This is a genomic window from uncultured Acidovorax sp. (assembly GCF_964021665.1).
GTDB lineage: Bacteria > Pseudomonadota > Gammaproteobacteria > Burkholderiales > Burkholderiaceae_C > Acidovorax > Acidovorax temperans.
The window spans coordinates 1-9,911 of record NZ_CAXIAK010000110.1; the positions used below are offsets into that span (position 1 = coordinate 1).

Below are 9,911 nucleotides of genomic sequence, written 5' to 3' on the forward strand. Positions count from 1 at the left end.
TGCGGATAACGTTTGACCCCCCTCAACGGTGGACCTTAATCAGCGTTGCCTTAACGCACGCATCCAGGTGCTCCTGAGGCGCACGCATGGCACACGGGATGCGGCAGAGCCCACGCAACTGCGCCTTGCCGATCTCGACGTGGACTTGGTGCGGCGCAAGGCGTTCCGCTGCGGTCAGAAGTTGGAGCTGACCGCCAAGGAGTTCCTGCTTCTGACACTGTTCCTGCGAAGGAACGGCGAGGTACTGTCTCGCACCGAGATTGCCGAGCAGGTGTGGGACATGAATTTCGACAGCAACACCAACGTGGTGGAGGTGGCCATCCGGCGCTTGCGCAACAAGATCGATGCGCCCTTCGAGAAGGCACTGCTTCACACCGTTCGGGGTATGGGTTACATCATGGAAGAGCGCAAGGAATGAATGCACTGATCCAATATCGCTCACTGCGCCAGCGGCTTTCCTGGTGGCTGGCGCTGCAAAGCTTTGCCGGCCTCGGGTTGGTCTGTCTGGCTGTGTATCTGGTGACCGAGTTCAATTTCCGTGATCGGCAAGAGGACACGCTGGCCCAAAAAGAGAATGTCATTCGACACCTGTTGGCGGACGGTAAAGAGCACGGGAAGTCAGAAGACCTCGCGCACAAGCTCGACGATTTCCTGGTGGGGCACGGAGATCTGTCGCTTGAAGTGACTCGGGGCGACGGGGCCGTGCTCTACGCACACACCCGCAACCAGAATGCGAAGACGGTGTGGCGTCAACGGCAGTTCGAGGTTGCACAGACTGCGGGCCAGCCCCCCTCCAAGGTTTTGCGCGTCCGGTTATCGTTGGACACCCAAACGGACAACCAGTTGCTGCACCGGCTTGCACTTACCTTGCTGGTGGCAGCCATCGGAGGGGCCATCGTGGTTTCGCTGGGTGGCTTCTCCCTGGTCAACCTGGGCCTGGCGCCCGTTCGAAGACTGGTCAGCCAGACGCGTGCGTTGTCGGCGGACAACCTGCACCACCGGCTCGACGGTGCAGAGCAACCCCTTGAACTCGTGCCCCTGATCGACCAGTTCAATGCGCTCCTGGAACGCATCGAAAATGCCTACTCACAGATGGAGGGCTTCAATGCCGACGTAGCGCACGAGTTGTGCACGCCACTGGCCACGCTCATTGCCAACAATGAACTGGCGCTAAGGCGCCCTGAACAGGAGGACATGCGAGAGGTCCTAGCTTCCAACCTGGAGGAATTACATCGCCTGACCGCCATTGTCAACGACATGCTGTTCCTGTCCCAGGCGGATCGGGGCGTGGGCGCACGCCGCGCTCCCGTAGTTAGCCTTGCATCGATGGCTGCAGACGTGTTGGACTACCACGAGGCGGCGCTGGCCGAGGCCGGTCTCACCGCCGAAGTGGTGGGCGATGCCCATGGTGCCTTTGACGTGCCGCTGTTGCGCCGGGCCCTGTCAAACCTGCTAGGCAACGCCACCCGATACGCAAAAAATGGCTCGATCGTCCAGGTCACCTTCAAACCTTCTGATGAGGACCGCGTGCTGATCCGTGTCGCTAACTGCGGAGATACCATCGATCCAGAGGTACTTCCGCACCTGTTTGATCGATTCTTCCGCGGCGATCCCGCTCGCAGCCATGGGCAAAGCAACCATGGCCTCGGCTTGGCCATCGTTGGCGCGATCGCTCGCATGCACCAGGGTGAGCCGGTTGCATGGTCAGAGAACGGGGTGACGATTGTCGGGATGGAAATCCGCGCTCTGTAACGAGCTCTGGTGCCGGTGATCCCACTTACGCATCCATGAGCCCGAACTGTGCTTCTTCAGGGGGGGCTGGATCGATTTTCTGATTTATGAGTTCGTGTTTTCGGGTTGGATGTTCTGCAATTGACCGAAGCGACTCCATCGCACTTACTCCCATGCAGGATATTTTCCCATGTCTTCATGGTCGGGCCTTGTCACCGCGATAAGGTCAAGAACAGCAAAAGATGACAGAAAAGTCATCGTGCTGTCCGCGTTCTGTTGGGTCAGGATTTCTACGATGAACACATCTCATCATCGCTTGGCAAAGGCATGGGAGATGCAAAATTTACTGACTTCTATAAGGACCTTAGCCATGACTCAACGTCGTCTCTCCCTTTCTTCCATGATCGCAGCAGTGGCCGCAGTGGTCACTCTGGGTCTTCCAGGGATGGCTTCGGCAGCGTACGAGCATCCTGCCAACAATGAAAAGGGCATCATCGTTCACCCGGAACACTGGAAGAGCGATAAGACGCGAGAGCAGGTTATCGCGGAAACCAAGGCTGCCATGCAGCAAGGACTCCTGTCTTATGGCGAGAGCAACTACCCAATGCCTGTGCCTGCTGTGGGCCCAGGGAAAACTCGTCAGCAAGTGATCAACGAAATGCTGAACGAGTCACCTGCCGAACGCGACGCGCGTCAGCGTCTCTACTATCCGGGTTGATCGCCCCCAGTTGCGGTTCCAGCGGATTATGCTGAAGCCAGCCTTTGAGATCTCTGGCGTCGGCCTGACTAACCTCGGGAAAGCCCAGGCCGCCGCCCAATTTCCCATGCCACCCCACTGCCGCGCACCGTCGCGGCAACCTGCTTTCCCAACTGCTGCTCGATTACCGGCTTCCACGGCACCAGGCAAAATCCCAGGCCGTCATTGAGCATGGCGTAGCGCCCGCTGGCGAGCATCACGCTTCGCCGGTAGATGCCCGCTACGCGCTCCCTATCGGGGAGGGGCCGATGCTCCAGCCCGGTTTCAGCGGCAATGTCTTCGCGGCATGCGACAGCTCGCGGTTGCGCAGCGTCGCCGGAAGATTGCGCGTCAGGATGATGCGCTGCCCGCGCCGCTCGGTCAGACCCTAGTCGGCCAGGAAGTCGGCGCGTTTCTGTAGTACTTCCTTGGCCGCGCTGCCAAACCCTAGTTAGCTCAGCTCTTTACCGGCGCCGATCAACTGCTGGTCCAGCCAGGCGGCCCCAATCACGCGCGCCTGCCGCTCAATGGGCAGGTGCGTCATCTCCACGGCCACCCACGTCGATCGACAAAGCCTTGAGTCGGTGCGCGCGTTCCCTGCGCCTCTTCCTTCTTGTGATCCGATGCTATTGAAAACCCTGTAGCGGGTGCAGAGTCAAGTTCACAGGTTTTACAGTGACCGAGACATGCGTATAGCCCGACGATGAGGCAGCCAGCTGCCCGCGAAGTTCAGCCCATTGGGTCTGCACAAACACGCACCTTGCGCGCTGCTGCAGATGACAAATTTGTCATCCAGATGATCGCTATCTGTTGGTTACGGATCGCTAGAGTCCTTCATGTCGCCCCAAGGCGTCACTGCGCCGACATCGGCGGCGCGGTCATCATTAAGAAGGAACTCTACATGCGTTCGACTCGCCTCATCCAGGTGGCCATTATTTTCGGCATGGCCTCTGCGTCTGCCATGGCAGCTGACACGTTTGCCAACGGTCAATCGTTCTACGGTCAACCCGCTCAGCAGGCCGCCAAAGCCCGAGTCGTGGATGTCTCAACCGCCCGGCACCTGAACGTTGCCTACGGTGATACGGTCACGTTCCGCAGCGAAGGCAAGGAGTTCTCGTGGACGTTCAACGGGCTCGATCGCCGGCCCGTGGACCTGGCAAAGATCGCGCCAGCCGGATTCACGGGCAAGTCGCTCAACGTGTATGTCGCGCAAAACCCGCTGACCCGGAACTAAGGGGTCACGCGCCGCGCCTGAGGGTTGCTGTCAAGCAGGGAGGGGCATCATTGGATATCTTTGGTCGCCACGTCGTACAGCAGCGGCACGAAAAAATCGGACTGTGCATCACCCTCGGGCGGCCGGCGCGCGTCAAGGTAGGGTTGGTAAGTCAGTGCTTGACGCCGCGCTGTTTGGTACCGGTACCGATTTCGCGATGCACTCCAGGCAGATGCGACTCGATGGGTGGGGTTGGTGGGATGTGGTTGTGTTGACGCGCGGCAATTACCAGACCGCCCAAGATGCCGCAGTCCCCGGCCAAATGACCAGATGAACACTGCCGCTGCAAACTGCGCAACTCTGCTTCCAGCGCCTGAAGTTCTCGAATACGGTCAACCACGTGCCCGATATGTGCCTGCAGCAGCGCGTCCACCGCGCCGCAGTTCTCACCGGGCGCGTCTTTGAAATGCAGCAGCACGCGGATCTCATCGAGTGTCATGTCCAGGCTGCGACAGTGCCGGATGAAGGCCAGACGCTCGACGTGGCTACCGTCGTACACCCTGTAGTTGCTTTCCGTGCGCTTTGCTGTCGGCAGCAGTTGCACCCGCTCGTAGTAGCGGATGGTTTCTGTCTGCGTGCCGGTGGCCTTGGCCAGTTCGCCAATTTTCATTGCTCCGCTTTCAAAAATGAGCTTGCTGTAGAACGCCGCACGATGCATTTCTGTGCTACCACTTGACTTTAAAGTCACTATAGGGTTTCCAATTAGGCCATGAAACCAGAAACCAGCACCTCCACAAGCGTTGACTCCTGCTGTTCCGCAGGTCGTTCAAGTCCTGCCACGCCTGGCAATGTGACCGCCAGCGTTTCTGGCCAGGCCAGGCTTTTCAAAATCGCGACCATGGACTGCAGCGCCGAGGAGGCGGAAATCCGCCGGGCGCTGGAGCCACTGGAAGGTATCCGCTCTTTGGGATTTCAGCTTGGCGCGCGCACGCTGAAGATCGATGCGCAAGAAAGTGCGTACCCCTTGGCCCTGGAGGCGATCCGCAAAGCGGGCTTCGATCCGCAGCCCGTGGCTGCAGCTGTGCGTTCTGAAGAAGGAAAGGCAGCGGGACATGCCGAAGGCGATGACCATCAACACGGGTTTGCCGGTGGCATTTCCCGCCTGGTTGCCGCGCTTGTATTCGCCACGGGAGCGGAGGTGCTCTCCTTCTTCGCACCCGATCAAATGGCCTGGAAGGTGGCAGGCATGGCCATTGCCGCGCTGGCTATCTGGCTGGCAGGTATCGACACCTACAAGAAGGGCGTTGCAGCGCTGCTGCGCGGCAAGCTCAACATCAATGCCCTGATGTCGGTGGCCGTCACTGGCGCATTCCTCATTGGCCAGTGGCCAGAGGCCGCCATGGTGATGGCCCTGTACGCCATTGCCGAGCTGATCGAAGCCAAGGCTGTGGACCGGGCCCGAAACGCCATCAAGGGTTTGCTGGAACTGGCGCCGGAAGAAGCGCTGGTGCTCGGCCCTGACGGCGCATGGACCGTCACGCCGGTCGCCTCGGTGGCCATTGGCGCGACCGTGCGCATCAAACCAGGCGAACGTGTGCCGCTGGACGGTAAGGTGACCAAAGGCAACGGGGCCATAAACCAGGCCCCCGTCACGGGAGAGAGCATCCCCGTGGACAAGGCACCTGGCGACCAGGTATTCGCCGGCACCATCAATGAAACTGGTGAGCTGGAATTCCAAGTAACGGCCTTGTCCAGCAACACCACTCTTGCCAGGATCATTCAAGCCGTCGAACAAGCGCAGGGGACCCGCGCACCGACACAACGCTTTGTTGATCGGTTCGCCGCCATCTACACGCCTGCGGTCTTCGCCATCGCTGTGGCGGTGGCCTTGCTCACGCCCTTTCTGATGGGCCTGACATGGCTGGAAGCACTCTACAAGGCGCTGGTCTTGCTGGTGATTGCTTGTCCGTGTGCCCTGGTGATTTCCACGCCTGTCACGGTGGTCAGCGGATTGGCCGCGGGCGCGCGTCGCGGGATATTGATCAAGGGTGGAACCTACCTGGAGGACGCGAGGCTCCTGAAGGCGGTGGCGCTGGACAAGACAGGCACGATCACCGAAGGCAAGCCCAAGCTGGTGGAGTGGAAAGTCTGGGGTACGGGAGACGAAGCTGCTACCCAGCAGATGGCCGCCAGCCTGGCCGGCAGGTCCGATCACCCAGTTTCCAAAGCAATCGTCCAGGGTCTGGAAGTCCGAGGACCGGAGGCCGAGAACTTCAAGGCCTTGCCCGGGCGCGGTGTCGAGGGCGTGGTCAACGGGTTGCGCCTGGTGCTGGGCAATCACCGGCTGATCCATGAGCAAGGACTGTGCACCCCGGACTTGGAGGCGGAGCTGGCCATTCACGAAAAGCAAGGCCGCACGGTGACGCTCCTGGCAGACGAATCCCGCGTCCTGGCCCTGTTTGCCGTGGCTGACACGATCCGGGAGACCTCCAAGCAGGCCATTGTCGATCTCAAGGCGCTGGGGGTGACCTCGGTCATGCTGACCGGGGACAACACAGCCACGGCCAAGGCGATCGCGGCGCAGGCCGGCATCGACGACGCTCGCGGTGATTTGCTGCCCGAAGCCAAGCTCGATGCCATCAAAGAGATGCAAAAGCGCTACGGCGCCACCGGCATGACAGGCGATGGCATCAACGATGCACCGGCATTGGCCCAAGCCGATATCGGCTTTGCGATGGGTGGCGCAGGCACCGACACCGCCATGGAAGCAGCCGACGTGGTCATCATGAATGACAACCTGGAGCGCGTCGCGGAGACTGTGCGGCTGTCCAAGCGCACCCACGCGATACTCTGGCAGAACATCACCTTGGCGTTGGGCATCAAGAGCGTGTTCCTGGTGATGGCGGTAGTCGGCACCGCAACCATGTGGATGGCTGTCTTCGCGGACATGGGAGCGAGCTTGCTGGTGGTGGCCAACGGCCTGCGTCTGCTTCGCGGTACACAGGTGGAGCCAGCCACCAAGCCAAGCCGCTCAGAAACGAAAGAGCATGCACATTCCCACTAAGCATGCGCCAGTGCGCGCGCTGGGCCCACTCGGGTAGTGCGGTTCGCCGGCATGCCCCGGCGGCCGGGCCCGCCAGATGGGCGCGCGCAGTCCTGCCATTGAAGCGGCTGTGCGGCGCCTCTACTCAATGGTCCGCGTTCATTTTTTGGAGTTGGAAACCTCTTGCGCCACCAGTTCAGCCAGCTGCTTGTGGCCAAAGCTGGGCAGTGCACGCCCGTTGACGAAGAAGGTGGGGGTCTTCTCCACTTTGAGGGCGGTCAGGTCTTGCACGTCCTGCTGCAGCACGGCGTCCAGCGTAGGTGCTGCCATGTCCGCCCGTGCCCGTAGCATGTCCAGTCCCGCCTGCTCAGCCGCCTTGTAGGCCAACTCCAGGTTGGGGTTTCCATGGTCCGCCCACTGTGGCTGCGCGGCCAGCACCGCCTCCAGAACGGCTTGGTACTTGTCCTGCTGCCGCGCCGATTCCAGCAACTTGACCACCTGCTCCGAGCCCTGGTGGAAAGGTGCATAGCGAATGACCAGCCGCACTTCGCTGGGGTACTGCTGCATCAAATCCTTCACAACCGGGTAGAAAGCGCGGCAGGTCTCGCAGGCAGGATCGAAGAACTCGACGATGGTCACGGGTGCCTCACGGGGGCCGATGACGGGGGAATGCATGCGGACCAGGCGTTCGGCCTGCCCAGCCACTTGCTGCTCCTGCGCACTTTGCACGCCGCTTTGGTAGAGATTCACGCCGACGAGGAAGGCCACAAGAGCCATGCCGAGCACGAGGAAGATGATGAGTTTTCGGTGATTCATTTGTCTGTTTTACGCAGAAAAAGGGAGAGTGAAACGGCGATGGCAATGAACGCCACCAGTGAAAGCCAGGGCAGCTCGATGCCGTAGAGGATGTCGAGCTTCTGATCAGCACAGGACACGCCGGCGCCGCAGGGAACCCAGGCCTTGGGCACCAGGCCTGCCACCAAGAGGCTGTGGTAACCAGCCACGGCAGCACCTGCCAGCGCCAGAGGCAAGGCATAGACAGCGCCCCGGCGGTCTTCGCTGTAAAAGGCCATGCCCAAAAGCAAGGCCAACGGGAACATGGCAATGCGCTGGTACCAGCACAAGACGCAAGGAGCCATGCCCATGACTTCGCCGATGAACAACGCACCGCCCGTGGCGGACACAGCTAGCAGCCAAGCGACTAAGAGCAGCATCGAGGGCCGACTCATCGACACCCCCTTGGACAACGGTTCTGGCAGGAAGCGCCGAGCAAGGCGCAACTGCGTGTGAAGATTCCAGGGCCGTGCGGCCCGACAGTGGTGGACATGAAGATATCCCGAAGAAATACACAGGAGGCCAACACACGCTGTGCTGGCACGTTTGGCAAGGATCGGAGACGGTGGTGACCGATGCCCTGGTCAGGCCAGGGCGGGCCACTGCGGGCGTTCGGGGCGACTGGCGGACTCTGAAGGCGGCCCCCCGCGCGTGTCGGTGTGAAAGCGCTCCGGGGGAAAGGCCGGCACAAGATCGCGTTGCGCCTGAAAGGCTTCGGTGCCCTGCAGATGGCAGGAACCACAGTCCACGCTGGGCGCTGCATTGCCGGCTGGGGTGGATTCATCCATTGCTCCGTCCCGCAGCTGGGGGTGCTCGCAGCAATGCATTGCCACAGGAGGCAAGGAACCCGGTCCGCCATCCTTGCAGTACGCGCCCACCGCCGCCCAGCACAGTTGCAGCGGCAACAGTACCAACAGGAAAACAAGCAGACGGGTGCGCAAGTGCATCCGGAAAATTGTAGTGGCATCCCAACTTGAAGGTTGCTGAGTAGGCGAACCTCTAGCGCCTCAGACTACAACCTGCCAGCAACTGCGTGCGCAATCTTTGGATGCCGCACAGGCTTCCATCGAAGGGGGTTCAAAGCCTTACCTCACCCGATTTTTCTATAGAATTAAATTCTATGTAGTTGCAAGTTAACATAATCTATATCGTATAACACCGCACCTTGGGCCGCTCGGCGGCGACTCACGACGTAATTGCGAAATTGGGCCGCAGTGCCTTTTGCTCGTCGTGACAACATGATGGGAGGCATGAAACACGCATACCGCCTCATCGTTCTGCTCGTGATTGCCTCCCTCGTTGGCCTTGCCCTCCAGCCCGGAAACAAAGGACTGGCTGTGCGTGTCTTCGGCGTCCAGATTGAAACCAAGTGATCTGTCTTGATCCCGTGGACAAGCGGGGGTCGGCATGGAAATATGGACAAGCCTGCGACTTGCCCACATTCCCACCCCTCGCACCCCCTTGCCCACAGGCGCCCACGGGCCTGACGCGCTGCGCTTGCCTTTTGTGTTTTTCATCACTTAAAACACTCGCTTTGCGGGCATCATTCAAGATGGCAATCTTGTTGGCAATCCCAAGTACCCCCTGGAGTTGTTCCAGCGCGTGGTGACAGTGAGTTTGGAGACACAGAAAATTGTTTCTGCGCTTCCTTCGTTGAATATCTGAGCCAATGTCGGTAGAAATTTACCAGCGGTTTGCCCAAGTTCTGAAGCACACCTCCTACTCCGGGCGGCTTATGCCCTATGACTGGGGGCAATTGCCAAACCAACTGGATTTCACGTGGGCGGCCTACAGCATGATGTTCGATGAGTTTGCCCGCGAGCTGGCCAACACCATCAACGCACTGACGCGCCATACTCACTATCTGGCCGCCTGGCGCGATCTTTGGCCTTCCCTCGATGAAGAGGCTCAAATTGATGCCATGGTGGTCTTCATTGACCCTCTGGCGACTTTGGCATTGAACCTGCCCTACGTGATTCGTTCGAGGTTCATCTTTTCGTCCGCGCACCTTTGCCATCAGGCCAATCGCGCACGGTTGGGCGCAAATTGGAAAGATGACTTTCCCCTGGACAAAGATGTTGTGAAGCCAACAGCGGCGACGCACGGTGCTGCATGGCGGAGCTTTGAGGAGTTCATGTGCCGACTGAATGGCGTTGCTGGCCAAGAATATGGCCATGGCACACGGGACTTTCGCCATGCCTACAACCACCGAATTTCCCCGCGCATTGTGATCGGCATTTCGAATCTTGTGACCCGCACGCAGCATAAAACAGGCGGGGTCACATACGGATTCGGTGATGGGGTCTCCTCGTTTTCAGTGCAATAAGTGACGGTACGAAAAGCTAGCACTGGCG

11 protein-coding genes and 2 pseudogenes are annotated in these 9,911 nt (G+C 59.9%); 7 read left to right on the forward strand and 6 right to left on the reverse strand.

Going from position 1 to position 9,911, the window contains the following annotated elements; genetic code table 11:
- Positions 1 to 49: 49 nt before the first annotated feature.
- The 3 genes and pseudogenes from AADJ04_RS16295 to AADJ04_RS16305 form a co-directional block, all read left to right on the forward strand.
- Positions 50 to 418: pseudogene (locus tag AADJ04_RS16295) on the forward strand (winged helix-turn-helix domain-containing protein); the annotation flags it as partial.
- On the forward strand, positions 415 to 1,752 hold the full coding sequence (locus AADJ04_RS16300; protein WP_114655493.1) for a heavy metal sensor histidine kinase: 1,338 nt from the start codon (positions 415 to 417) through the stop codon (positions 1,750 to 1,752). The pseudogene AADJ04_RS16295 and the gene AADJ04_RS16300, both read left to right, overlap by 4 nt.
- 349 nt (positions 1,753 to 2,101) lie before the next feature.
- Positions 2,102 to 2,449 carry a DUF4148 domain-containing protein gene (locus AADJ04_RS16305; protein WP_341240259.1) on the forward strand — a complete coding sequence of 116 codons (348 nt, stop codon included), beginning with the start codon at positions 2,102 to 2,104 and terminating at the stop codon, positions 2,447 to 2,449.
- Positions 2,450 to 2,517: 68 nt separating this feature from the next.
- Here the strand turns inward: AADJ04_RS16305 and AADJ04_RS16310 are convergent.
- Positions 2,518 to 3,023: pseudogene (locus AADJ04_RS16310) on the reverse strand (DUF3363 domain-containing protein); the annotation flags it as partial.
- Positions 3,024 to 3,227: 204 nt separating this feature from the next.
- On the opposite strand from AADJ04_RS16310, the gene AADJ04_RS16315 reads away from it, so the two are divergent.
- On the forward strand, positions 3,228 to 3,701 hold the full coding sequence (locus AADJ04_RS16315) for a CzcE family metal-binding protein (RefSeq protein WP_341240256.1): 474 nt from the start codon (positions 3,228 to 3,230) through the stop codon (positions 3,699 to 3,701).
- 151 nt (positions 3,702 to 3,852) lie between these two features.
- Here the strand turns inward: AADJ04_RS16315 and cadR are convergent, their stop codons facing one another.
- Positions 3,853 to 4,350, reverse strand: a complete 498-nt coding sequence (gene cadR / locus AADJ04_RS16320) for a Cd(II)/Pb(II)-responsive transcriptional regulator (RefSeq protein WP_114655504.1) — start codon at positions 4,348 to 4,350, stop codon at positions 3,853 to 3,855.
- Between the two features lie 92 nt (positions 4,351 to 4,442).
- The gene (locus AADJ04_RS16325) at positions 4,443 to 4,580 is read right to left on the reverse strand and encodes a hypothetical protein (protein WP_175502826.1); all 138 of its coding nucleotides are present in this window, start codon (positions 4,578 to 4,580) and stop codon (positions 4,443 to 4,445) included.
- On the opposite strand from AADJ04_RS16325, the gene AADJ04_RS16330 reads away from it, so the two are divergent.
- A complete protein-coding gene (locus AADJ04_RS16330) occupies positions 4,579 to 6,744 on the forward strand; it encodes a heavy metal translocating P-type ATPase (RefSeq protein ID WP_341240257.1) in 2,166 nt (721 codons plus the stop codon). The two genes, AADJ04_RS16325 and AADJ04_RS16330, sit on opposite strands and share 2 nt — an antisense overlap.
- A 138-nt stretch (positions 6,745 to 6,882) precedes the next feature.
- On the opposite strand, the gene AADJ04_RS16335 is transcribed toward AADJ04_RS16330, so the two are convergent.
- The 3 genes from AADJ04_RS16335 to AADJ04_RS16345 form a co-directional block, all read right to left on the reverse strand.
- The gene (locus AADJ04_RS16335) at positions 6,883 to 7,539 is read right to left on the reverse strand and encodes a thioredoxin domain-containing protein (RefSeq protein WP_114655489.1); all 657 of its coding nucleotides are present in this window, start codon (positions 7,537 to 7,539) and stop codon (positions 6,883 to 6,885) included.
- Positions 7,536 to 7,937, reverse strand: coding sequence for a disulfide bond formation protein B (locus tag AADJ04_RS16340; protein ID WP_236637068.1), 402 nt, complete (start codon positions 7,935 to 7,937; stop codon positions 7,536 to 7,538). Before AADJ04_RS16340 ends, AADJ04_RS16335 begins: the two co-directional genes overlap by 4 nt.
- Before the next feature lie 204 nt (positions 7,938 to 8,141).
- Complete coding sequence (locus AADJ04_RS16345; RefSeq protein WP_147277636.1) at positions 8,142 to 8,345, reverse strand: hypothetical protein; 204 nt, start codon at positions 8,343 to 8,345, stop codon at positions 8,142 to 8,144.
- Positions 8,346 to 8,807: 462 nt separating this feature from the next.
- Between AADJ04_RS16345 and AADJ04_RS16350 the strand changes: the two genes are divergently transcribed.
- A complete protein-coding gene (locus AADJ04_RS16350) occupies positions 8,808 to 8,930 on the forward strand; it encodes a hypothetical protein (RefSeq protein WP_269089833.1) in 123 nt (40 codons plus the stop codon).
- 296 nt (positions 8,931 to 9,226) lie between these two features.
- Positions 9,227 to 9,883, forward strand: coding sequence for a hypothetical protein (locus tag AADJ04_RS16355; RefSeq protein ID WP_341240258.1), 657 nt, complete (start codon positions 9,227 to 9,229; stop codon positions 9,881 to 9,883).
- The last annotated feature ends 28 nt before the right edge of the window (positions 9,884 to 9,911 follow it).

Excerpts from the sequence above, each read along its gene's own strand:
- AADJ04_RS16300 (WP_114655493.1), top strand. The coding sequence starts at position 415 with ATGAATGCACTGATCCAATATCGCTCACTGCGCCAGCGGCTTTCCTGG.
- AADJ04_RS16305 (WP_341240259.1), top strand. The coding sequence starts at position 2,102 with ATGACTCAACGTCGTCTCTCCCTTTCTTCCATGATCGCAGCAGTGGCC.
- cadR (WP_114655504.1), bottom strand. The coding sequence starts at position 4,350 with ATGAAAATTGGCGAACTGGCCAAGGCCACCGGCACGCAGACAGAAACC.
- AADJ04_RS16330 (WP_341240257.1), top strand. The coding sequence starts at position 4,579 with ATGGACTGCAGCGCCGAGGAGGCGGAAATCCGCCGGGCGCTGGAGCCA.
- AADJ04_RS16325 (WP_175502826.1), bottom strand. The coding sequence starts at position 4,580 with ATGGTCGCGATTTTGAAAAGCCTGGCCTGGCCAGAAACGCTGGCGGTC.
- AADJ04_RS16335 (WP_114655489.1), bottom strand. The coding sequence starts at position 7,539 with ATGAATCACCGAAAACTCATCATCTTCCTCGTGCTCGGCATGGCTCTT.
- AADJ04_RS16340 (WP_236637068.1), bottom strand. The coding sequence starts at position 7,937 with ATGCTGCTCTTAGTCGCTTGGCTGCTAGCTGTGTCCGCCACGGGCGGT.
- AADJ04_RS16345 (WP_147277636.1), bottom strand. The coding sequence starts at position 8,345 with ATGGATGAATCCACCCCAGCCGGCAATGCAGCGCCCAGCGTGGACTGT.
- AADJ04_RS16350 (WP_269089833.1), top strand. The coding sequence starts at position 8,808 with ATGAAACACGCATACCGCCTCATCGTTCTGCTCGTGATTGCCTCCCTC.
- AADJ04_RS16355 (WP_341240258.1), top strand. The coding sequence starts at position 9,227 with ATGTCGGTAGAAATTTACCAGCGGTTTGCCCAAGTTCTGAAGCACACC.